Annotated in this window: 21 protein-coding genes and 3 riboswitches; of the genes, 7 read left to right on the top strand and 14 right to left on the bottom strand. The window is 54.6% G+C overall.

Going from position 1 to position 21344, the window contains the following annotated elements:
- The first annotated feature begins 138 nt into the window (after window positions 1–138).
- Complete coding sequence (locus tag AC3WJN_RS01815; RefSeq protein WP_007779241.1) at window positions 139–681, top strand: DUF309 domain-containing protein; 543 nt, start codon at window positions 139–141, stop codon at window positions 679–681.
- Between the two features lie 5 nt (window positions 682–686).
- Here the strand turns inward: AC3WJN_RS01815 and AC3WJN_RS01820 are convergent, their stop codons facing one another.
- Both AC3WJN_RS01820 and AC3WJN_RS01825 read right to left on the bottom strand, forming a co-directional pair.
- On the bottom strand, window positions 687–1229 hold the full coding sequence (locus AC3WJN_RS01820; RefSeq protein WP_005829748.1) for an RNA 2'-phosphotransferase: 543 nt from the start codon (window positions 1227–1229) through the stop codon (window positions 687–689).
- Window positions 1230–1257: 28 nt separating this feature from the next.
- A complete protein-coding gene (locus AC3WJN_RS01825; RefSeq protein WP_007779246.1) occupies window positions 1258–1938 on the bottom strand; it encodes a CPBP family intramembrane glutamic endopeptidase in 681 nt (226 codons plus the stop codon).
- 195 nt (window positions 1939–2133) lie between these two features.
- Between AC3WJN_RS01825 and AC3WJN_RS01830 the strand changes: the two genes are divergently transcribed.
- Both AC3WJN_RS01830 and AC3WJN_RS01835 read left to right on the top strand, forming a co-directional pair.
- Window positions 2134–3333, top strand: coding sequence for an MFS transporter (locus tag AC3WJN_RS01830; RefSeq protein WP_005829744.1), 1200 nt, complete (start codon window positions 2134–2136; stop codon window positions 3331–3333).
- A gap of 113 nt (window positions 3334–3446) precedes the next feature.
- The gene (locus AC3WJN_RS01835; protein ID WP_005829742.1) at window positions 3447–3929 is read left to right on the top strand and encodes a CcdC family protein; all 483 of its coding nucleotides are present in this window, start codon (window positions 3447–3449) and stop codon (window positions 3927–3929) included.
- Window positions 3930–4108: 179 nt separating this feature from the next.
- On the opposite strand, the gene AC3WJN_RS01840 is transcribed toward AC3WJN_RS01835, so the two are convergent.
- The 4 genes from AC3WJN_RS01840 to AC3WJN_RS01855 all read right to left on the bottom strand — a co-directional run bounded on the left by AC3WJN_RS01840 (window position 4109) and on the right by AC3WJN_RS01855 (window position 7528).
- Entirely contained in the window at window positions 4109–4945 is an 837-nt protein-coding gene (locus AC3WJN_RS01840; protein ID WP_005829740.1) for an alpha/beta hydrolase, read from the bottom strand.
- A gap of 1 nt (window position 4946) precedes the next feature.
- The gene (locus AC3WJN_RS01845) at window positions 4947–6023 is read right to left on the bottom strand and encodes a P-loop NTPase family protein (protein WP_007779253.1); all 1077 of its coding nucleotides are present in this window, start codon (window positions 6021–6023) and stop codon (window positions 4947–4949) included.
- A 248-nt stretch (window positions 6024–6271) separates the two neighbouring features.
- Window positions 6272–6679, bottom strand: coding sequence for an NUDIX hydrolase (locus AC3WJN_RS01850; protein WP_007786295.1), 408 nt, complete (start codon window positions 6677–6679; stop codon window positions 6272–6274).
- A gap of 42 nt (window positions 6680–6721) precedes the next feature.
- Window positions 6722–7528, bottom strand: coding sequence for a VOC family protein (locus tag AC3WJN_RS01855; protein ID WP_007786298.1), 807 nt, complete (start codon window positions 7526–7528; stop codon window positions 6722–6724).
- 77 nt (window positions 7529–7605) lie between these two features.
- Between AC3WJN_RS01855 and AC3WJN_RS01860 the strand changes: the two genes are divergently transcribed.
- Both AC3WJN_RS01860 and AC3WJN_RS01865 read left to right on the top strand, forming a co-directional pair.
- Entirely contained in the window at window positions 7606–8745 is a 1140-nt protein-coding gene (locus AC3WJN_RS01860) for a CapA family protein (protein WP_005829732.1), read from the top strand.
- Window positions 8746–8903: 158 nt separating this feature from the next.
- The gene (locus AC3WJN_RS01865; RefSeq protein ID WP_007786301.1) at window positions 8904–9059 is read left to right on the top strand and encodes a hypothetical protein; all 156 of its coding nucleotides are present in this window, start codon (window positions 8904–8906) and stop codon (window positions 9057–9059) included.
- Window positions 9060–9125: 66 nt separating this feature from the next.
- Here the strand turns inward: AC3WJN_RS01865 and AC3WJN_RS01870 are convergent, their stop codons facing one another.
- From AC3WJN_RS01870 to zwf, 5 genes are all read right to left on the bottom strand, one after another.
- On the bottom strand, window positions 9126–10388 hold the full coding sequence (locus tag AC3WJN_RS01870) for a homoserine dehydrogenase (RefSeq protein WP_007786304.1): 1263 nt from the start codon (window positions 10386–10388) through the stop codon (window positions 9126–9128).
- 83 nt (window positions 10389–10471) lie between these two features.
- Window positions 10472–10581, bottom strand: a riboswitch (SAM riboswitch).
- Between the two features lie 143 nt (window positions 10582–10724).
- Window positions 10725–10832: riboswitch (SAM riboswitch) on the bottom strand.
- A gap of 465 nt (window positions 10833–11297) precedes the next feature.
- Window positions 11298–11497: riboswitch (cobalamin riboswitch) on the bottom strand.
- 104 nt (window positions 11498–11601) lie between these two features.
- Complete coding sequence (locus AC3WJN_RS01875) at window positions 11602–12117, bottom strand: DinB family protein (RefSeq protein WP_005829727.1); 516 nt, start codon at window positions 12115–12117, stop codon at window positions 11602–11604.
- Window positions 12118–12333: 216 nt separating this feature from the next.
- Entirely contained in the window at window positions 12334–12954 is a 621-nt protein-coding gene (locus AC3WJN_RS01880; protein WP_005829724.1) for a cyclase family protein, read from the bottom strand.
- Window positions 12941–13993: a Gfo/Idh/MocA family protein gene (locus AC3WJN_RS01885; protein ID WP_007786309.1), complete on the bottom strand. Its 1053-nt coding sequence runs from the start codon at window positions 13991–13993 to the stop codon at window positions 12941–12943. Before AC3WJN_RS01885 ends, AC3WJN_RS01880 begins: the two co-directional genes overlap by 14 nt.
- Window positions 13994–14131: 138 nt before the next feature.
- Window positions 14132–15631, bottom strand: a complete 1500-nt coding sequence (gene zwf, locus AC3WJN_RS01890; RefSeq protein WP_007786311.1) for a glucose-6-phosphate dehydrogenase — start codon at window positions 15629–15631, stop codon at window positions 14132–14134.
- 368 nt (window positions 15632–15999) lie between these two features.
- Between zwf and AC3WJN_RS01895 the strand changes: the two genes are divergently transcribed.
- On the top strand, window positions 16000–17202 hold the full coding sequence (locus tag AC3WJN_RS01895) for a saccharopine dehydrogenase family protein (RefSeq protein WP_026557371.1): 1203 nt from the start codon (window positions 16000–16002) through the stop codon (window positions 17200–17202).
- A gap of 78 nt (window positions 17203–17280) precedes the next feature.
- Here the strand turns inward: AC3WJN_RS01895 and kynB are convergent, their stop codons facing one another.
- From kynB to AC3WJN_RS01910, 3 genes are all read right to left on the bottom strand, one after another.
- Complete coding sequence (gene kynB / locus AC3WJN_RS01900; protein WP_005829717.1) at window positions 17281–17898, bottom strand: arylformamidase; 618 nt, start codon at window positions 17896–17898, stop codon at window positions 17281–17283.
- 139 nt (window positions 17899–18037) lie between these two features.
- Window positions 18038–19219, bottom strand: coding sequence for an ATP-binding protein (locus AC3WJN_RS01905; RefSeq protein WP_025844976.1), 1182 nt, complete (start codon window positions 19217–19219; stop codon window positions 18038–18040).
- Between the two features lie 308 nt (window positions 19220–19527).
- The gene (locus tag AC3WJN_RS01910; RefSeq protein ID WP_492329210.1) at window positions 19528–20445 is read right to left on the bottom strand and encodes a peptidoglycan-binding domain-containing protein; all 918 of its coding nucleotides are present in this window, start codon (window positions 20443–20445) and stop codon (window positions 19528–19530) included.
- 190 nt (window positions 20446–20635) lie between these two features.
- On the opposite strand from AC3WJN_RS01910, the gene AC3WJN_RS01915 reads away from it, so the two are divergent.
- Window positions 20636–20950: an ArsR/SmtB family transcription factor gene (locus tag AC3WJN_RS01915; RefSeq protein ID WP_007784302.1), complete on the top strand. Its 315-nt coding sequence runs from the start codon at window positions 20636–20638 to the stop codon at window positions 20948–20950.
- The last annotated feature ends 394 nt before the right edge of the window (window positions 20951–21344 follow it).

Here is a 21344-nt window from a genome sequence, read left to right on the forward strand (position 1 = left end):
GCTTTATAATAGTACATAAACAAACCGTTGAAAACATAACGGTCACGACCTTGTGGTTGGCGGCAAACAGCCACAGCCGCTTGCCCGCAAAGCGTCGAGGCGTTTTTTCTTACAAAAAAGAGCGAGGTGAAGTCCATCATGTATCCTGAGCCGTATCTGGACTACCTGGTTCAGTTTCATGTCGAACGCGACTATTTCGAGTGTCACGAGATTTTGGAAGAATATTGGAAAAGCGCTCCACCCGCGGAGCGCCAGTCTGTCTGGGTCGGCTTGATTCAAATTGCCGTCGGGCTGTACCACCACCGACGCGGCAACGTAAACGGCGCCCGCAAAATGCTCACAAGTGCCCACGCGCTGGTGAAACAGCATCACGCGGAGCTGGAGCGCCTCGGCTTGGACAGCACGGCCCTGGAGCGCCTCTTGGCAGTCCGCCTGGAAGAGATTGAACAAGGCTTGCCTTACCGCAGCATCACCTTGCCGATGCGGGCAGCCGAGCTGATTGCCGCGTACAAAGCGGCCTGTGCCAAGCAAAATCAGCCGGAGTATCGCGACAGCGACATGAATGATCCGTTTTTGCTAAACAAGCACACGTTGCGCGACCGCAGCGACGTCCTCGCGGAACGAGAGCGCCAGCTACAGCTCCACCAAGGCAAACAGAACGATCCCGATTCCGCAACCTGATGCGCTCACTCCGCGACAAAAGCCGCTGGAATCGCCTCACTGAACCAAAATGCTCCGCTCCCTTGGAAAAATCGGATGCCGGTTGCCCGCGCCCGAGCCGCCTGAACGGTCAGCAAACAGAGCGTGTCCTCCGGCATCCCGATGTCTTCTGCCCGAAAAGCAAGCTGGACGTGCTCGCTTGCGATCGGCAAAAGTCCCCCGGCGAGCGCTTGCTGCACCAGCTTTGCGTGCGTGCCGTAATACAGGCGCGCCGGAGGTTCCACCTCTGTGAGCCGGGTTGCCGTCTGGCTCGGCGCAAAGCCGTACGTGGCACGAATCAACTCGCCCCCATCCCACTCGATCTGCCGCTCCGGGTCATTTTCCACCACCTGCCACAAATCGGCACGCCGGAGGTTCGCCCACCCTTTGATCGCGCGCAAATAAGCGAGCAGTGGTCCCGTTGGCGTGAAGCCGTATGTATCGAAGTAAAGCTGGACGTGCTCGTTTTTTTGCCGCAGGATGCTGAGCAGACGCTTGCGCAGCGTAACTTCCTCGTGCAGCGCCAGCATGGCGATCTCCCCCTTCGTCTGTTTTACGCTAATAAATCCAGAAAACAACAGCCAGCGCCAACCCCAAATCCGCCAGCAAATGACTGAACCAGGTCGGGTAGATGGACGGAAACAGCCCTTTCATCCACCCCCAGATGACGCCCGCGCCATACACCGCGGTCGTAAGCAGCAAGCCTTGCCACACGCCGAACAAGGCCGTCGTGATAATCAGGTGGTACAACGTGTAAAAAAAACTCGTGAGCAACACGGAGACGACACGGGAGAGCGAGCGCAGCATTCGCTGCAGGACAAAGCCTCGCCAGAACAATTCCTCCAAAAGCGAGTTGACGACCACCAGATACAGCGCAAACAAACCGATCCAGTTGCGGTTCACCCCCCATGACTCCAGCCCGGCCCGCACGATGTCCGGCCTGCCCTCCGCCTGCAAAATCAGCCACAGTCCTGTCAGGATTCCTGTAAAAAACAGCAGCCCCAGCCCAATCCCGAAAAGCGCCCCTCGTTTTTCAAAGAGGCCCCACGCCAAGCGCCAATGCTCTTGCAAGCTTTTTTCCCACCAGCCATGCAACAGCGGGATTGCTACACAGACCGCCAAATGAAACGAAACAAACGTGACAAACAAGCTGTGCCGTTCTACCAGCCCGTAAAAAATGGCGAGCGTGGCAGCAAACCCATACCCGATCAGGAGAAGCAGCGTACGTTTTCGCGCCATTTACGATAAGCTCCTTTGTTGCGTAATCGCCGCCCATTGTTCCTGTAATGTGCCCGTTATTGCCAGGAAGCATACATCTATTGACAATAAATATACAAATATTTGGGCAGATGCTATACTGAGTGGTACCGTTTTGAAAAAATCGATCGGTTCATTTTTTTTGTCAAAAACTAAAAAAGATTTGGAGTGGCTCTCATGTTGTGGCGTAACCGAACCTTTCTCCTGCTGATGACAGGAGAGATCGTCGCTGGGGCAGGCATGTGGATTTCCATTATTGCCAATTTGTCGTTCATGCAGAGCCTGATCCCTTCCGAAACCGTGAAGGGGCTGATTTTGATGACCGGCCTGATCGCAAGCATCTTGCTTGCTCCGAAAGCAGGCGTCGTCATCGACATGTACGACAAAGGAAAAATCATGCTCTGTGCCAGCCTGGCTCGAACCTTGAGTCCTGTGTTTATGTTTCCCGCACTCGCGTACGATTCGATTTTGTGGATGATTGTCTCGCTGCTCGTCATGCAAGTGTCGGCGGCGTTTTACTTCCCGACCGTGCAAGCCTCCCTGCCTGCCATCTTGACCAAGGATGAACTGCTGAAAGCGAACAGCGCCTACTTGAACATTTCCACGCTGTCGCGCATCGGCGGAACGGCCCTCGGGGGCATTCTCGTCGTCTCCATGGAGCTGTCCATGCTGTACGTCTGCTCGATGATTGCGTACGCGATTCTCGCCGTCGTCACGCTGTTCCTGCGCATTCCTCCTGTCGCCTCGCGCAACCTGAAGGAAAAAGTGGAGTTTCGCGAAGTGCTGACGATTGCCCGTAAAGACCCGGCGCTGTTTGTCGGGCTTATCAACAACGGGTTGATTACGCTGTTTTTGGGCGGCATCAATTTGTTGATTCTCAACCTCAGCGAACTCCAGCAGGCGCCTCAGCTCATGGGCTGGATTTACGCCGTAGAAGGAACGAGCATCCTAATCGGCGGCCTGCTTGCCAAACGGTGGATCGGCGGCAAAAACTTGGTCGCAGCCTCGACGCTCATGCTGTTTTTCTTTGCCCTCTCGCAATTCGGGATGTCGTTTGCCGATCATAAGGCCATGGTGCTGTCCTCTTTTTCCCTGTTCGGCTTTGTCGTCGCCTTCTTTTTCCCGGTGATCGCGACGATCTTTCAGAAGCGGCTGCCCGCCCACCAGCAAGGACGGTTTTTCTCGTTCAAAAGCATGCTGGATCGCACCTGTTTCCTGCTCGCGCTCGGGATTACCGGAATCGGTCTCGATTTGCTCGGGATCAGCGGCTACTTGCTGTTCATCGGCTCGCTGACGCTCTTGTCCGGCATCCTGACGTTCGTCTACAGCAAAAAGCACAAGCTGGACGTCCGTCAAAGCGACGAGGCGGCCGCCTAGCAAAAGCGCCGTTTGCCTGTCTCCTGCTTTTCCATGCGCCTCCATTTGGTGTACACTAGACTAGAAAAAACAACGTTGAAAATATGTGGCAAGTCTTTGGAGGCGTTTTTTCCATGCAGATATTATCTTCCCCTACATTCGGCCTTCTGGTTCCGCTCCTGATGGCGACTGCACTCATCTTTGTGCGTATGCGCAGGCAAAAAAAGCCTGTGTCGGCAAAGAGCATTATCTTGCCGCCTTTCTTCATGGCGACGGGCTTTGCGATGTTTTTCTTTCCGGAGGCGGCGCTCCCGCCGATGTACGATGTAGCGGCTTTTGTCACGGGGTTGTTTTTCTCGATTCCGTTGATTATGACTTCGCGTTTCGAAGTGATCGGCCAAGACGTCTACCTCAAGCGCTCCCGAGCCTTTTTCTTCATCCTGGTCGGTCTGTTAATCATCCGGGTGATTATCAAGCTGGTGATAAACGACAGCTTCACCTCGATTCAGACGGGCGGACTGTTTTTCCTGCTTGCTTTCGGCATGCTCGTCCCTTGGCGAATCGCGATGCTGTACATGTACCGCCAATTGACGAAAAAGACGTTTGGCACGCAATGAGGCGTAGGAAAAACGAAAAAGCAACCGGCTTCCTCTTTTGGGGGAGGAGGCGGTTGCTTTTTTGGTATGAAAATGGTTTTGACGCCATGCGTGATGAAAAAGATGACACCGTTAGCGTGCTACACTCTGGTCATGATCGATGTGTAACGTTAAGCCCGGGTGTAAGCGAACCGTTGTTTTTAGCTACCGCTGTTTGCTTCCAGTAAATGATTTTGGAAAAAAGCTACCGAGTGGTTAATGATCTGCTTGCTCCGCAAATCGTCATCCCAGAGATCGAAAGCATGGCGACCATCGGGATGGAGGTAGTAATCGAGAGAAACATTTTGCTTGGAGGCGGTCAAAACGAAGTCATCAATCGTCGCGTTCAAGTCCGCCCGATCTGCCCCTGCTTTCGCTACCAGAAGCGGCGGAAGGTTTGCAGGCGCTTCCTCCAGAGCAGCCCGTGCGGATGCAGCCCGCAAAGTTTGCTCATCCAGATCAGGAAGCATAGCCCGCGCGCTCCACAAATCCATAATCGCGTACAATGCGGCGACACAGCGAATGTCACCCGCCTTATTCCGCAGCGCAGTCGGAAGTCCGACAGGGCCACCGGCGGAGCACACCCAGATCCCGAGTCGCTCGCGCGCGATGCCAAGCTGCTCTCCGCTCTCGCGTATGTACGCCAAAGCGTCCTCCACATCCCGGACAGCCTCATCAAGCTTGGAAAACCTCTCCGTGGAACGATGGGTAAACGTGACAGCGATCAGGCCACTCGCAGCAAGAAGCTGTCCCCACGATACGTATTGTCCGCTGTCCTTGATCGTTTGCAAAAAATGCCACGGTCCGTCTCCGTGGATGAGTATGACAGCAGGCATCCCTTTGGAGCACTCACTCCCTTTTGGATAGTACACGTCCATTTTCAGATCGCCGCGATCGGATGTCTTGTACACGACATCCTTTTTTACCTCTACAAGAGAAGTCTTCTCGTCGCTTGGCCTCATTACGATTCTTTTGGCAAACAGCTCGTTTTGCTCCACGTTACCCCATCTCCCCCGTAGGCACTGTATCGGGCAAGCCACCGATGTAAAAAAGCAGTTGCGGGTCAAGCCCATCCGTTTTTCCTTCTACAATACGCGACACATGTTCCAATGAATCAGCGGCGTTGACCCACACTCCCGCAAGCTTGGTCACTGGCTCTGCGATGTAAAAAGGCTGCGTCAAGTACAGCTCCAGTCTCCTGCCCCGCACGAATGTCTCCGTTTCCTCCGGGGGAACGGCAGCCTGTTCGCTCGCTTCAAGCCATTGTGCCAGCTCGCGGTATCTGCGCAACAGTTTCTTGGCTTTTTGCTGGACTGTAAAATGACGGTTTTCGAAATGCGCGTCTTCCAGCAAAGTCGCGGTAGAGGCTACGGGATCAATCGCCGGATAAAAACGCTTGCTGGACAAGACAAAATCAAATTGCCAAAGCGTATCCAACGGACCATAGGGGACAATCTCTTCCGTGGCCACGCCGCTCACATCAATCAGAAATACGGTCAAGTCTGTTACTCGCGCTTCGGCCAGCATGCCCCGCAACTTGCCAAGCTCCCCAAATAACACGTAAGACCGGTCAGCGGCCAGTACGGCTGTGCCGTGTTCTTCTGCTTGCAAAATGGCTTGAAAGCACTCTTCGCAGCTATCACATACGGCTGCCGCTTCTGAAATGACCTCTTCCATGCCCACGACATCCCGAGCCGGGCGCCAGAAAACAGGGGTAAAGCCTGTCTGCTTCAGGCGCAAAAACAACTCCGCCAGCACGACCAGTTGTCCCATCCCTGGCTTTGCCACCAACCCGACCGTCCCCCCGCGAACGACAGGGGCGAAAACGTCGATCACCTTGATTCCCGTCTCCAGCATTTTCGTTTGCCCGCCGCGAATAATCAAATCGTCAAGACGACAGCCTGCCAGCTCAGCCAGACTCACCAACGTGCGAACCTCTGCCCGGCCGACAGGAATTTTGCCCGTACACAAATTGGACACCGTAGCTGGCCGCAAGCCTGCCTCTTTAGCGGCTGCAGTCAGGTTGGGAACCTTGCGTCTGAGCAAGGCGACATTAAGAGTCAAGTTATCCGTCATGCGCTCCCTCTTTACCATTCAATTACTTCAATTACTTCAATTACTTCAATTACTTCAAAGCGTAACATTTATTACTCTAAAAAGAAACAAAATATTTCCTGACAACTCTGACTACGTTATTATGTTGCACGTATATTGGCTACACAAAAAAGCCGTCCGCTTTCGGACAGCTTCTTTCACTCGTTCCTGCGCCGAGTCGTGGATTCGTCTCTGCACGCCCACGCCGCTTTCCCAAGCTGCGTGTTCTTTCAAAACTCCACGTAAAACGGGTGCTTTTCCTCCTGCAAGCACAGCTCAATTCGCTGCCGGAAGTTGCTCCACGTAACCTTTTGCAGCGCCTCTTCAATCGGGAAAAACCCGGCTTCCAGACACTCGGGCGTCGCGATCAGCTTCCCGCCAATCGGCCTCGCTAAAAACAGCACATTGCAGATCGACTTGCTCACGTTTTGAAACACGCCGCAAAACTTCGTAATTTCGATGTCCAAGCCGCACTCTTCCTTCGTCTCCCGGATGGCTGCCGCCCGGATGGACTCGCCTTCCTCCACTTTTCCGCCAGGCATCTCCCAGCCGCGCCTCGGGCCTTTTATCAGCAGCACTTCCTTGCGCTCGTTGACAATGATCGCTGCAGCAGACAGTGAATGCTTAGGTACAGTCAAAGGCTTGCCTCCTTTTTTCCGGTTTCTTGCTTTTGCTGTCCGTCAAGTGAGATAAATCCCGCCGCAAATGTCGTGCGGAAGCGGCAATGCATTCGCCGCGCCGATTTTCGCGAAAAAAGGACGCTCTCCGCTCGCCGCTAACGCCTGCTGCGCCGCTCCAGGCTGCGTCGGTTCACACAGGACGATGCTTCCGCCGGGCAGCGCAAGCGACAAGCAACGCGCACCCAGTCGCTCATCCGTGAAAACTTCCCCGCCCTGCAAGCCGAACCACCGCGTCCAGTCCGCAGCAGCCGCGTCCAAATTCGCGACAGCGAAGCCGACAGCCAGAAGCTCGGCTGCTCCGTTCGGATGCGGAGCGATGATCCCGCGCTGCGTCAAATCTGCCTGGCGCTCCTCGTCTGTCTCCTGCCACTCAATCAAAAACGGCAGCTTTCGCGCAGTCTGCGGGTCTTCGGCAAACAGCATGCGCCAGCGCAATGTTTTTCCGTCGTCTCTTGTGCGGCTGCCGTCTACTGGCCCTGTCAGCTTCAGCCCAAGCGCGCGAAATCGCTCCACCCACCGATCCATTTCGCTGGTGCGCAAGGCGATTTGTCCAAGCCCTTCGCCAAGCTCGTGCTCCGCGACCAACTGCGCGATGAGCGGATTGTCGGATCGTCCGGCAACCGCCGCATCCTCGACCGCCAAAAACTCCACATACGACAAGCCAAAATAGCTGAGACTGTTCCATGTCCCCCAATGGGTGTGCCTGCCTCCCGTTACAGCGTGAAATCCGGCTTCGCGAAACAGCCGCGCTGCTTCTGCGGGCGGACGATGGACAAAATGAACCAGATGGTCAAAGGACAATTGCATCTTTTTTCGCCTCTTTTCGTAATTACCTTTATCATAGCAAAATTTAGCAGCTTTTCGTTAGCGAAGAAAGGAGAAGCATGAACGAGACGAATCACAGCCGGAGACGCTCCCGGCGAAGACAGACAAAACCAAAGTGGCTTCGGGCAGGGAAAAATACGCTGCTTTTCAGCTTGCTCGCCGTCCTCGGGGCAGGCGCTTATCTCGGCTTCACTGCGCTCGGCAAGCACGAGGCTCCCAAAGCCACTCCCGCACCAGAGCCGGTCGCTGCCCCGGAGCCGACTGTCCGGCTCAGCTTTGTCGGGGACGTCATGATGGCAGGAAATGTGGAAAACGTTTTGCTAGAAAAAGGCTACGACTACCCGTTCACGCATGTGCGCTCGCTTTTTTTGCAGGATGACTACACCATCGCCAACCTGGAGACGCCGCTTACGACGAGAGGGACTCCCGCCGACAACAAAGCGTACGTCTACAAGTCGTCCCCTTTGGCTGCGCCCGCCATGCAGGCCGCCGGAATCGACGCGGTCAATCTGGCGAACAACCACTCGATGGATCAGGGCGTAGACGGCTTGCTCGATACGTTCGCCGCGCTGGAGGAACACCGGATCGCCTATGTCGGGGGCGGAGTCGATGCCACCCGCGCCTTCGCGCCTGTTTTTGTGGAGAAAAACGGCATCAGGCTCGCCGTGCTCGGATTCAGCCGGGTCATACCGGAAGTGAGCTGGTTCGCGCAAAAAAACGGGCCGGGACTGGCGGGAACCTACGACCCCGCCTTGGCCGTCCAAGCCATCGAGCAGGCGAAAGCACAGGCTGATCTCGTCGTCGTGATCGCCCATTGGGGCAAAGAGCGCGAAGACTTTCCCGTCGATCATCAAAAAGAACTCGCCAAGGCGTACATCGACGCAGGCGCTGACCTGATCGTCGGCGGCCATCCGCACGTGCTGCAAGGCTTTGAGCAGTATCGCGGCAAATGGATCGCCTACAGCCTGGGCAACTTCATTTTCACGCGCTCGACCGAGCCGAAAACGTGGGAAACGATGGTGCTGCAAGCAAGCTGTACGAAAAACGCCGCCTGCGACCTGACAATGCTTCCGTTCCACGCCGAACTGGGACAAGCCGTGCCGATGAACGCCACAGATGGAGCCGCTTTGCGCAAGCGAATCGAATCGCTCTCGGAAAACGTCCAGATTGACGCAGAGGGCCGCGTGCGGGGAAGTTAGCATGGCATGGCATAGTATAACCCCCGTCCTATTCGCCACTTCAGCCGGAAGCCGCTCATGAAAAAACGGGCGCATCCCTGTTCTTTTGGCTGAAACCTCTCCAAGCCTTATTCGTAAACCATAGCAAGACCGCTTTTACGAGCAAAAGGAGGGAGAGCATGACAGGAGCCATCATTACCGTAGCAGCCATTGGCGTTTTTCTGCTCTCGGGCTATTTCATGACCAAATGGGAAAAAGCCGTCTTCCCGGGAAACCAGCAAAACGGCTCCGCCCCTGATCCCCCCAAGCATTCGGACAAAAACGGCAGGCAGTAGGACGCCATCCATCTGGCATTCGTCCTTGCTGCCTGCCCGTTTTTTCTTTTGCGCCGCTTTTTCGGGTTATGCCGTTTCCAGCAGCGGGAAGCAGCGGACGGACAGGCCAAAATCGCTTTTCAGCACTTCCTCGTGCTCTTCGCGAATCCCTGTTACGATCAACCCCGCGCGCAATACTCCGCCCAGATCGAATTGGACTTTCAGCTTCGTCACCGTCACGCCCGCCTCGCGCAAGAAATGCAGGACGCGATCAGGCGTCGCAGCGAGACACGAGCCTTCGAGATAACACAGCACGCGCTCGTCCTGCCATTGACCCGGCTGCGCTTCGGCCGTTTTTTCCTTCCAGGCCGGATGCGGGGTAAACGGCTGCGTCAACAAATAAGCCAAATCCTCGACAACGGCGCTTGCCGTCGGCAGCTCGCCTGCGCCTCTGCCCGTAAACAGCAGATCGCCTACGATGTTTCCGGAAAGCTGAACAGCGTTGAAAGCATCCTGAATTTGCGCCAGCGGATGAGCGACAGGCAGCATGGTCGGCTGAACCGAGAGCCGGATTCCTTGCTCTGTTTTGTGCGCCTGGGCAATCAGCTTGATCCGGTAGCCCAGCTCGTTTGCGATACGGATGTGACCAGGAGACAAATCGGCAATCCCTTTGCGCACGACATTTGCAAGCGGCAGCGATTCTCCGTACACAAGCTGCGCGAGAATGTACAGTTTGTACATCGCGTCGAATCCTTCCACGTCAGAGCGCGGATCGGCTTCCGCATACCCCAGCTCCTGCGCTTGCTTCAACACTTCCTGATAGGGGAGCTGCTCCGCTTCCATTTTCGTCAGGATGAAGTTCGTCGTACCGTTGAGAATGCCGCGCACTCCTTGAATATCGTTCGTGCGCAAAAACTGTCGCAGCACGCTCAAAATCGGGATGCCGCCTGCCACGCTCGCCTCATAGGCCAGATGGACCTGATGCCGGTTTGCCAGATCGACCAACTCTGTGCCGCGTTTGGCAAGCAGCTCCTTGTTCGCCGTCACCACGTGGCAGCCTTTTTCGATCAAGGCACGGACGTAGTCATACGTCGGCTCGACGCCCCCCATCACCTCGACGACAATGTCCACATCGCTTTTCAACACGTCCTCAAAATCCGTGGTCAAAAGCGCGGGATCTACCTGAACGGCCCGTTCTTTTTCCGAATCGCGGACCAATGCTTTGACAATTTCGATTCGCTTGCCCAATCTCGCAGCCAGCTTCTCCTGCTGCGAACGAATCGTCTTGATGACGCCGCCCCCTACTGTTCCCAATCCAAGCAGCCCTACCTTGACTACACCTGCGCTCATTTCTACCACCTCATAGCAATATTTTCGTAAAAAGAAAAAACCTTCCCGCTAAGAAGAAGGTTTTGGCATCAACGAAATCCTTCTCCTTATCTCCCAGGACGCTTCCGCCCTGCAGGAATTGGCACCTTGTCACAAGCTGTGTGACGGTTGCCGGGCTTCATCGGGCCAGTCCCTCCGCCTCTCTGGATAAAGAAAACTATGAATTTTTGCTCTTTCTCGTCGAGAAAGCGGCCAAGCGAAAAGATTATTGGAAAAGAAAGCCTTTGTTGAGCGGAAACATCAAAAAACCTTCTTCGCTAAGAAGAAGGTTCGTCATAACTGCTACGATGTACCCGCTTCTTATCTTTCGGAACGAAAACGCCCCGCAGGAATTGGCACCTTGTCGCACTACGCAACGGTTGCCGGGCTTCATCGGGCCAGACCCTCCACCTCTCTGGATAAGAACTTTGTTTGCTGTTGAGCCTATTCTAAGAAATTCCAAAGCATTCGTCAACAAAATTCTTTTTCGTTTTTAACCAGGCTAGATGCGGTCAGAAACGGTTCAGATACGGCCAAAAACGGGACAACCGTTCCGAATGTACGGTCGCCTTCACCTGGCAAAAACGCTTTCGACTTCCTCCGTACTGCAGCAAACGCAACGGACCAGCCCTTCCTCGCTTTCCCCCGACAGCTCTCGTTCTTCGACATAACCGCACCATTGACAGATGAAAAGCTGAACCATGCTGCTCCCTCCTTTGAGTTGCTCACGGTCAATCAGCGCCGATTTCCTCTCCCCAAAACAAAAAACGCATTTTCTACTGATCGAAAAAAGATCCGATCGTTAGAAAATGCGCAGGCAAGCAATAGACATCCTTGTCCGTTTGCCAGTATGGCGAGTCCTCTAACACCTCCCTATCTCCCGTAGGTCCATCAGTGTTGTTGAAACAGGCAGGTCTCCTGACTTCGGGATCATCGTCTGGCGCTGCCTTCCCTGTCCAGCGGCTGGACAAGTGGCCTGTGTGCGCGAAACTCCCCTCTTACAGTGGCGGGACCGTGTCGGATTTGCACCGAGCTTCCCTATTATCCTTAGCAGCGAATCGCCGCAAGGAACCTGTTCCCCCGTATGCAATTTTGCAAATCGTTACTACCATTCTATTCTACTTTTCCTGAAAATGGTAGAATAAACAAGCGAAAGGGACGAATCAAATCAACGCGGTTCGCTTTTGCATACCGTCTACAGTGAATACCTTTCCCGCAATATGCGACAGTGATGGGCCTCATGCCCGGCAATGACATAGGCCAAAGTGCGTGCGGACAGTTTGTTGCCGTTGGCCGTCCCTGTTCGCGTCCACGCCTCCTCTGCCACTCCCCGCAACAGAGCGCGCGTCGACTGCCGAACAGCCTGATATTCTTCGAGCAAATCGGCCAGGTCGCGTTTCTGAAAAAAAGCTTGCGCAACATACGCATTTTCGTCAAATCCGACGAGCGGTGTCTGATCTCCCCGGGCAATTCGCAGCAAGCGGTAGCTCATAATCCGCTCCGTATCGATCAGATGCCCCAACACTTCTTTTACGGTCCATTTGCCCGGCGCGTAGCGATACTCCGCTTGCGCCTCGGTAAGCCCGGCATACATCTCGACGGTCTGCGCCAGTTGCTTCGCCAGTACGGCTGTCAACTCGCCTTCTGGCACTTGCTCGACATAGTAGGCAAAATACTCCCCGTATTCCTCGCGATTTGGTCGACTTGGCATGCTTTTCGCCTCCTTTGATTTTGGGAACGGTCATTCCTTTGCTGTCTGGCCTTTTCTTAGAGCATCCGGTTTTCAGATGCTCTGTGGTAACATCACGGCCGTTTTAAAGGGATAGCAAGCCAGACCCTCTGTCGCGCAAAGCAGTTGGGCATACGTATCCGTGCCCGAACCCGTACCCGAACCCGCAGCTCCCCCCTGCGAACGCTTTATTTACCTTCATCCCTGCCAGCCCTCAAACAACAGCACCCTTGCCGGAGCAGCGTCTGTGCCGACCAGCTTTAACGGGGCAGCAACCATGAAGTATTTTCCTGCGGGCACCTCGCGAAGCCGCAAGCCCTCAATCACGATCACGCCTGCGCCAAACAACGTTTTGTGGGTTGGGTGTCCTTCCTGGCTGCGCTCAATCCCCAATGCATCCGTGCCGACACCGCGCACGCCTTTTTCCGCCAAATACGCTGCGCCGTCTTGTGCCAAATAGACGAACTCGAACGAAAAAGCATCCTCCCACGAATTTTTCGTTTGAAACAGGACAAACTCTCCCGACGCAATGTCGTAACCTTCCAGCTCGGCTCGCCCGATCTTGTCTTCCACATGCGTCAGGTCGAGTACGCGGCAGTTTCCTACCAGCTTTTCCAGCGAAATGCTTTCAAACGTCTCCCCGTCCTTCACCATGTGCAGCGGCGCGTCCACATGTGTGCCAGAATGCACATCCATGTCGATTCTCGACTCGGTCACGTAGCCGTTTGTTGCAGACAAAATCTTCGGCTGCTTTTCCGGCTTGTTTTTGTACACCGTCATCCCTTCAAAAATAGGTGCGGTCACATCAAACATTTTCATCGCGTTTCGCCTCCCTGTTTTGTTCGTTCTTCCCTGTCTCCGGATGCTTGCTTCCGCGCCGCAAATCGGCCGGGAAGACGACGCCGATTTGCCTTCTCGCTTCGTCCATGACTTCCATCGTCAATCGGGAGGCTGCATGTGAATTGGTCGCCGACTCTCTGGCGCCCGCCGAAGCCAGCCGGATAAACTCCCTGATTTCGTAGTGCATCGCCTTCGGCGTCTGGGGCCTGGTCACATCCTCGATCCTGCCGTCTCGGTAGCGAATCTCGATGCGCGTCAGGTGATTGATTTTATCGATCACCATCGTGGCGTCCTCCCCCTGGATTTCCGCTGGCTGATAGGAGGTGGTAATCTTGGAAAAGCTGAGGATGGCGTCCATCTCTTCGTACTTCAAAAGAATGCTGCCTTCTCCGTCTACCCCTGACGCCAGCACAACTCCTTCTGCCTTGACCTGCTCCGGCTTGCCAAACAGAACGATTGCCGGATAGAGACAGTAAATCCCGATATCCATCAAGGCTCCGTTGGAGTAAGCCGGGTCAAAAGCCCGCAGCACCTCGCCCGCGCGATACGCATCGTAGCGGGAGGAATACTGGCAATTGCTGGCGATGAAGCGGCGAATTTTCCCCAGCTTGGGCAAATGGTCCTGAATCGTAAAAAAGTTCGGCACGAGGGTCGATTTGACCGCTTCCATGAGCAGAACATCATGCTTTTTCGCCGCCGCAAGCATCGCCTCTACTTCGTCCGCATTCGAGGCGAGCGGCTTTTCGCACAAGACGTGCAGCCCCAAGCTCATGCACAGGATGGCCTGCTCTGCATGAAAGCAATTGGGGCTGGCAATGTAGACGGCGTCGATTTGTCCGCTCGCCGCCATCTCTGCAGGATTCGTGTAGAAAAAAGGAGCCGCGAACTTGGCCGCAAATTCCTTGGCGCGCTCGAGCGTTCGCGAGCAAACAGCTTGCAGGGAAAAGCCCTCTACCGTAAGGCCTGCCTGGATGAACTCTTCTGTAATCCAGTTGGTACCGATTACGCCAAATCGCATGAATCGCTTCCCCCCTGTTTTTGGGCTGATTGGCCGAAAGTCGTGGGATTTGCAGGCAGTTTTTCGCTGGCTGGCCGAAGGGGCCGGGTTGGGCACGTAGCCTTTTCGCTCGTGCGCCCGACACTCCCTCTGCACACACTACCGATGCACTGGCTCCAGCTCACGTTCTTCTACATGATCTAGCCACCAGGAAAATCCTTCTTCCCGAAGCAAATCACGCGCGGCCTCCGGACCGTGTGAACCTGCCTCATACGAGACGAGCGGAACGAGATTGCGTTCGAAGGCGGCAAGGATCGGCTCCACCCATTTCCACGACAGCCGCACTTCGTTCCAGTGGGCGAAGTAAGTGGAATCGCCGCGCAGCGCATCGAACAGCAGTCGTTCGTACGCCTCTGGCACGTCCTGGTGGCCTGCGCTGAAGTCAACCGTGACAGGCTCAATTTTTCCGCTATTGGCCGGATTCTTACTATTCAACTGCAAGGCGATTCCTTCTTCGGGATGGACGTTGATGATGAGCAGGTTGGGCAATGTCTTTTCTTGCTGCTCCCGGTACAGCCGCTCCAAAGGGTTTTTGAATTCGATGACGATGCGGGTCGCTTTTTCCTTCAGCCGCTTTCCTGTGCGAATGTAAAAAGGCACGCCTCTCCAAAACGGGTCGTCGATCCAAACGCGCGCTGCGATATACGTTTCCGTCATGGACGCAGGCGATACCCCCGGCTCGTCCCGGTAGCCAACAACAGGCGTCTCCCCGATTTGCCCGGCACTGTACTGGGCGCGCACGACGTTTTGCGCCACCTCTTCTATTTTCAGCGGCCGCACTGCCTCCATCACCTTGCGCTTTTGTGCCCGAATATCGGTTGCCGTAATCCGCTTGGGGATGTGCATGGCGACCATCATCAGCATTTGCAGCATGTGGTTTTGCACCATGTCGCGGAGTGCTCCGGCCTGCTCGTAAAAGCCTGCCCTTTCTTCCACTCCGACCGTCTCGCTGGCTGTAATCTGCACGTTTGCGATGTGCCGATTGTTCCACAGCGCGGCAAACACAGGGTTGGCGAACTCCAGCGCCTCCAGATTTTGCACCATGGCCTTGCCCAAATAATGATCGATGCGGTAAATTTCTTCTTCGGTAAAAGCTTTCGTCAGCTTCTGATTCAAGTCTTCGGCCGATTGCAGGTCGCGCCCAAACGGCTTTTCGATAATCAGGCGCTTCCAGCCCTGTGGAGAGCCGAGTCCGCTCTCCTGGATGTTGGCCGCAATCACTTCAAAATACTCGGGCGCCACCGACAAATAAAACATCCGGTTTTGCGGGAGGTTGAACTCCTTTTCCCGCTGCTCCACCCGCTCAAGCAACGACGCGTATCCCGCAGCATCCGTCACATCGACTGCCACATACGAGAACGCCGCCAAAAATGGTGCAAGCACCGCCTGGTCGATCTCGTGGCGACGGGAAAACTCCCGGATGGACTGCTCTACACTTTGGATAAACGCCGTATCAGACCATGCTCTCCTGCCCACTCCGACAATGGAAAAGGCAGCAGGCAGCTTTTTATCGACATATAAATTAAACAACGCCGGAAAAATTTTGCGTTTCGCCAAATCTCCTGTAGCACCAAAAAGGACAAAGCTCATCGGTTCCATATGCGTTTCCTTCCTTCCGTACGCTTGCCATGCTGAATGCATCGTAGGTACACACCGTTATTATTAGAGAAAACGGCCACTTTATCAAGCAAAACACCTGCAAAGAATTGTTTTTGATCGCACGCTGTCGCGCATGGGACGTGAGGAACGGTTCATATACATGTACTATCCACCTTGCTATCTTGCATGGCAGGTGAACATCCCAGCACCTAAAAGGAGGTTTCCCATGATGCTTTGCTTGCGTCCCCGCGAGCCCATTGATGATGTAATGGCGGGAGTGAATCGCCCCTCGTCTGTTTCGTTATTTTTGCAAAAATGGCTGTTCCGAATGCGAAGATAGCAGATTTGTCACCAGGGAGGAGGACTCTATGCGAGTCGCAATCTTAGGAGTAGGCGGAGTCGGACAAGTAAGCGCGTGTGAGCTTATCAAATCCCGGTTTGTAACCAAGCTGGTCCTGGCTGACATCTCCATCGGCCCTGCGGCAGAGCTGGCTCAGGAGCTGCGCCGGGAGACGGATGTCGATATCCAGGTAAAACGCGTGGATGCCCGTGACGTATCCAGCGTACGATCCATTTTGGGCGACATTGACCTTTTATTGCATATTGGCTTGCCAGAAAACAACCTCGCTGTCATGGAGGCTTGTCTGCACACAAGAACGCACTATATTGACACAGCTTCCTGCGGTCCGCAATGGCTGCAAAAGCAGCTTTCCTGGAACGACCGTTTTCGGAAAGCGGGAATTTTGGGGATTATGGGACTTGGCTGCGATCCCGGTTTTTCCAACATCGCTGCGCGTTACGCCGTCGATGCGCTCGATGAAGTGGACGCGATCTTGATTCGGGACGGAGATAATTCTGTCGTCGATTACGACGGCTTTTGCTCGTATTTCAGCCCGCAGACAGCCATTCAGGAATGCCTCGCGAAGCCGAACTACTGGACCGCCTCCAAAGGCGAGCAGTACTTTCCTACCCCTTTTGCCAACAAGGAAGAATTTGAATTTCCAGAGCCGATCGGCTGGCTGGACTGCTACAACGTGGAGCATGAAGAAGCAACCACGCTCGGCGAGACGATTGGGCGAGCAAAAGGCTGCAAATACGTCGACTTCAAGTACGCCCTGCACCCGGAGTTTGTCAATACGTTGAAAGTATTGCGCTATTTGGGGCTGGACAGCGACGAGGAAATTGAAGTAAAAGGGGTGCGCGTCGCCCCGCGCGACGTCGTCGTCACGACCATGCCGAAGCCCGTTGACCTCGCCGGAAAAATTCACGGCTATTCGAGTGTCGGCGCGCTCGTCAAAGGCAGAAAGGATAACAAGCGAAAAGAAGTTTACGTCTACACGATCGCCAATCATGACGAGGTTTTCCAAAAAACCGAGTTTCAGGCAACGATCTGGCAAACCGGCATCCCGCCTGTCGTTGCCGTAGACATGATGGCAGAGGGGCTGCTTACCATAACAGGCTGCATCCCACCCGAGCTGATCGACCCGATCCCGTTTTTGGAGCGGCTGAAGGCGCGCGGCATGAACTGGGATGTCATCGAGAAAACTTCCCCTCTTTTGCAAATCAAGTAGGGCGTAAGTTGAGATAAAGGCACAGAAGAACCGTGCATGCCGCTTCCCGGTATAGACGGTTTTTCGTCTGTCTTCGCTTTAGCGGCGGAGGATGGCGCGGACCGGGCTGCCATCGGCATCGGCCAGGGCGAGCGGCAGGGCAATCAGCTCGTAGTCGCCAGGCTCGATCGCGTCCAGCAAAAGTCCTTCCAAAATATAGATGCCATGCTGGTGCAAGCCGTGATGAGCGGGCAGCTCCTTGCTGGCCAGCGGGTCGACAGAAGGCACATCCACGCCGAGCAGCCGGATGCCTCTCTCGGCCAAATACGGCGGCAAATCAGGGCGAAGGTAGCATATCTCTGCGGGAAACTGCTCGGGGTCGGACCACGACAACGTTTTCAGCAGCAAACGCGTCACGCCTGACAGATCGACTCCCGCCAAATCGTCAGCGCCAATGCTCGCGCGTCCCGACACATCTACGACTCGCGCCGCTCCCACATACAGATCGAGCGGCAATTCAAGCGTCTTTTTGCCCGCATCGTCAAAATGAAAAGGAGCATCTACATGTGTCCCCGTATGGATGCTCATCACGAGCTTTCCTACATTGACAGAGCCGCTCTCTGCCTTCGGCCAGTTTACGGTATAACGATAAGCGGTATCACCTGGCCAGGTCGGCGTAGCTGCCGTTAGCGGGCGAGATATGTCGTACAGCTTCATGTCGATTCCCCCCATTATTTGCTGGATCTGCTCGATTACCCTCAGATTATAGAAAGACAGACGTTGCGTCAATATTCTTTCTATTCCGCAAAAAAGGAGCACCGCCTCACTCGCTTTTCGTGAATGCGGTCCTCCTTGTTTAAATGCGCCGATGCATAGCGAGATATTGTTCCACAGCCGCATAATCGCCATCTGTGTTGATCGTTGGCAACTGCTCCTTGATTGTCCTGAGCCACTCGATTGTCGTCGGTCGAGTAGCCGCGATCGACTCGCGCAGGTCGCTCATTTGGATCGGTCTTTCGATGCCTTTTGTCCAGACGTCATGCAAAACTTGCTCGGTCGCAAGCTCCACCACGTATTCAATATCCGCTCCCGAATAAAACTCGGTCCATCCCGCCAGTTGCGAGTAATCAAGCGGCTCAGCGGGGCGGCCTTTCAACTTCAGGCGAAAAATATCTTCTCGCGCGGCCCGGTCAGGTGGCCCGACAAAAAGCAGGTGCGCAAAGCCGCTTTCCCGCATCCAAGCGGGGTCGATTTCCCATGGCACATTTGTCGCTCCCAAAATGAGCAGCCTGCTCCCCAGCTCTGCTAGCTGCGAAAGCCACTTTTCAACAGGCTGGGGGCTGCTATAGTTGGAAAAAACGCCCGGCTGGCAATGCGTCCCATCCAGCTCGTCCCAAAAAGCGAGAAGCGTCGATTCTCTTGAAGCAGCAGGCCATAAGAGAGAAGACGCAGCGGAACCAGCCCTGTCCAATACAGCCTCTCCTCTCTGTGTTGCAGGCAATCGCAGAAAGTGAGCGCCGTACTCCCCGGCCGTCGCTTTGGCGAGCAACGACTTGCCGCACCCTGGTGGGCCGTAAAGCAGCACGCCCTTTTGCCGGACAAATTCAGCCTGCCGCTCCAACTGCCCGGTGGGAGCGAAAAGCGTATCGTGAATCGCCGCTTTGATAGGATGCAAGCCGCCAACCGAGTGATAGCGGATCGTGCTATCGAATCGCTCCGCGTGTTTCGCAGTTTCACGCCCATCGCTCGTCTCCATCCCCTGATTCCGCACAGCGGGCGTCGAACCGTATGTAGAGGGTTGCCAAAACTCGCTCCCTTTTTCCGCTGGAAAAAACGTGGATTCTCCTTGCAGCTTATGCAATTCTGCCGCAATTTTGCCTGTTATCTTCTCGTTTCCATACGTGAGAGCTTTCGTAAAAGCCTGCAATGCTGCCGTGCGATCCCCCTGCTCCGCATGCTCCAACCCCAACAGAAGCCATCCATGGGCATTTTCCTCGTCCTCGCTCAGCATGCTTTTTATGATCTCTATTTTCGCCATGTACTTCATCCTCTGCCATCATTTACTTCGTTTTTATGTATGTGCAGCTTGCGTTGGCATGACTTTCATGCTAGGTAAAAAGCCTTTCATCCTATCCAAAAAAAGGAGCGTAGACGTCTTTATTATAATGCAAACGTCCTGCAATCAGAATATGGAAAGTCGGAAATGAGCAGAGGCCGAAAGAAACGGACGGCTGTTTCTTTGGAACTGTTTTTCGAAAGATTTGGGTCGCTGGAATTGGCGGAAAGCAAAAAAAAACGCTTCGTCTCTGCGAGAGAAACGAAGCGTTTTTGTTTGACAAGTCAGGCTTAGTCCTTTCCGGTTCCTTCATTGTCCCCGGCATCTTTGCCGTTGTCTTTGCCAGTTCCATTACCGGAGCCGTTTCCGTTACCGCCTCCATTGCCATTTCCTTTGCCGCCTTCTCCAGTGCCGCCACCGTTGCCGTTACCTTTGCCACCTTCTCCGGTGCCGCCGCCGTTGCCATTTCCTTTGCCACCTTCTCCGGTGCCGCCGCCGTTGCCATTTCCTTTGCCGCCTTCCTCTTCTTCAGCTTCACCGCCGATGCCTTTGCCGCGGCCTTCTCCTTCGCCAGTTTCGCCGCCAATGCCTTTACCGCGGCCTTCGCCCTCACCAGCTCCGCCGCCGTAGCCTTTGCCGCGACCTTCTCCTTCGCCGACTCCGCCACCTTGGCCTGCTCCGCCGCCTTCACCAGCACCACCGCCGAAACCGCCACCTTGTCCTGCTCCGCCACCTTGGCCCGCTCCGCCACCTTGGCCCGCTCCGCCACCTTGGCCCGCTCCGCCACCTTGACCTGCTCCGCCACCTTGACCTGCTCCGCCACCTTGACCTGCTCCGCCACCGATGCCTTTGCCGCCGCTTCCGCGATGCGGATTTGAGACTACGCGGTCATAGGCGTAAACCATCCGTTGCATGGTGCGCTTGTCCACAGAACCTGTTGCGGGCAAGCCGTGCTTTTTCTGAAAATGCTTGACACCACTCACCGTGACATCGTCGTAGTATCCATTGATTTGACCCGAATAGCTACCTAATGATTTCAACATCCCTTGGATCACATAGACGTCTGGTCCTTGGGCCCCTTTTCCTACTGCCAGCCCCGTGTTCGGGATGAAAAAGAGCAGCGCCAGCGCCAAAACGCATAAACTGAATACTTTTCTGATTTTCCCCTTTGTTTCTCGGGAGGCTGTACTCCCATACCATTGCTTCATGACCAAAGCACCTTCCTTCAATTTTTTGTACCCCCCTTACTATTACCTGTTTTTCTTTACAATTACATCTATCCCAGGAGAGGGACAGAGCGATTTTCCTTTGAAAAATCAGCTTTTTTTCGTGTTGCAAAAAAAAGGAAGAAGCTTTATACTACGTTCAAATGATTAAGTTTATTAACGGAGTGTGGCTATGAGTCATCCAACCTGTAACGAAAAGGCCATTCAAATTTTCATGCAATTGAGCCCTTATTTCCAAGGGCTAGGAGATCCGGTTCGCCAGCAAATTGTCGCTCTGCTGATTGACAAGGAGAGTTTGAACGTCTCTCAAATCGCCGAGCATATCCCCATGTCCAGACCGACAGTTTCCCATCATTTGAAAATTTTGCGGCAGGCTGGATTGCTTCAGGCTAAGAAGAAAGGGACAGAGATTTACTACCGTCTGGAAATTGCGGAGGCGATCAGCCTGTTTAAGCAGCTCGTCCAATTTGTGGAGGAAGAATGTTAGCAGAGCGATTGGGTGAGACAGGCGTTTGATTTTTGCGGCTGGTCGTGATTCGTTGAAATCTACAACCCGTGGAGGAACCAGGAGAAATAAGCGAGGTCTTTTGGACTCGGACCGAGCCTGCGGGAAAAAACGCGCTTTCAAGCGTCCACCTTGAACGACTCCCCAGAATCCCCGGCTTTGGATGCGGTTTTCTCTTTCCCCACAGGCGGGCAGTCTCCACTTCCTTGTTGGAGGCACAAGCACCTTGAACGTTTTCTCCCGGTTCCTCCCTCCACTGCGGCACCGATCCAAGCGCCTTTCACAGCGACTATAGCGACCATACGGGTAGCCATCGAAACAAACACCCAGGGACAAAGCGTCCCTTTTCTTAACTCCTTTATGTTAATAAACTTAA

It is taken from the genome of Brevibacillus sp. FW306-2-1A-C05A (assembly GCF_058781555.1).

Excerpts from the sequence above, each read along its gene's own strand:
- AC3WJN_RS01815 (WP_007779241.1), top strand. The coding sequence starts at position 139 with ATGTATCCTGAGCCGTATCTGGACTACCTGGTTCAGTTTCATGTCGAA.
- AC3WJN_RS01820 (WP_005829748.1), bottom strand. The coding sequence starts at position 1,229 with ATGCTGGCGCTGCACGAGGAAGTTACGCTGCGCAAGCGTCTGCTCAGC.
- AC3WJN_RS01825 (WP_007779246.1), bottom strand. The coding sequence starts at position 1,938 with ATGGCGCGAAAACGTACGCTGCTTCTCCTGATCGGGTATGGGTTTGCT.
- AC3WJN_RS01830 (WP_005829744.1), top strand. The coding sequence starts at position 2,134 with ATGTTGTGGCGTAACCGAACCTTTCTCCTGCTGATGACAGGAGAGATC.
- AC3WJN_RS01835 (WP_005829742.1), top strand. The coding sequence starts at position 3,447 with ATGCAGATATTATCTTCCCCTACATTCGGCCTTCTGGTTCCGCTCCTG.
- AC3WJN_RS01845 (WP_007779253.1), bottom strand. The coding sequence starts at position 6,023 with ATGACGGATAACTTGACTCTTAATGTCGCCTTGCTCAGACGCAAGGTT.
- AC3WJN_RS01855 (WP_007786298.1), bottom strand. The coding sequence starts at position 7,528 with ATGCAATTGTCCTTTGACCATCTGGTTCATTTTGTCCATCGTCCGCCC.
- AC3WJN_RS01860 (WP_005829732.1), top strand. The coding sequence starts at position 7,606 with ATGAACGAGACGAATCACAGCCGGAGACGCTCCCGGCGAAGACAGACA.
- AC3WJN_RS01865 (WP_007786301.1), top strand. The coding sequence starts at position 8,904 with ATGACAGGAGCCATCATTACCGTAGCAGCCATTGGCGTTTTTCTGCTC.
- AC3WJN_RS01870 (WP_007786304.1), bottom strand. The coding sequence starts at position 10,388 with ATGAGCGCAGGTGTAGTCAAGGTAGGGCTGCTTGGATTGGGAACAGTA.
- AC3WJN_RS01875 (WP_005829727.1), bottom strand. The coding sequence starts at position 12,117 with ATGCCAAGTCGACCAAATCGCGAGGAATACGGGGAGTATTTTGCCTAC.
- AC3WJN_RS01880 (WP_005829724.1), bottom strand. The coding sequence starts at position 12,954 with ATGAAAATGTTTGATGTGACCGCACCTATTTTTGAAGGGATGACGGTG.
- AC3WJN_RS01885 (WP_007786309.1), bottom strand. The coding sequence starts at position 13,993 with ATGCGATTTGGCGTAATCGGTACCAACTGGATTACAGAAGAGTTCATC.
- zwf (WP_007786311.1), bottom strand. The coding sequence starts at position 15,631 with ATGGAACCGATGAGCTTTGTCCTTTTTGGTGCTACAGGAGATTTGGCG.
- AC3WJN_RS01895 (WP_026557371.1), top strand. The coding sequence starts at position 16,000 with ATGCGAGTCGCAATCTTAGGAGTAGGCGGAGTCGGACAAGTAAGCGCG.
- kynB (WP_005829717.1), bottom strand. The coding sequence starts at position 17,898 with ATGAAGCTGTACGACATATCTCGCCCGCTAACGGCAGCTACGCCGACC.
- AC3WJN_RS01905 (WP_025844976.1), bottom strand. The coding sequence starts at position 19,219 with ATGGCGAAAATAGAGATCATAAAAAGCATGCTGAGCGAGGACGAGGAA.
- AC3WJN_RS01910 (WP_492329210.1), bottom strand. The coding sequence starts at position 20,445 with ATGAAGCAATGGTATGGGAGTACAGCCTCCCGAGAAACAAAGGGGAAA.
- AC3WJN_RS01915 (WP_007784302.1), top strand. The coding sequence starts at position 20,636 with ATGAGTCATCCAACCTGTAACGAAAAGGCCATTCAAATTTTCATGCAA.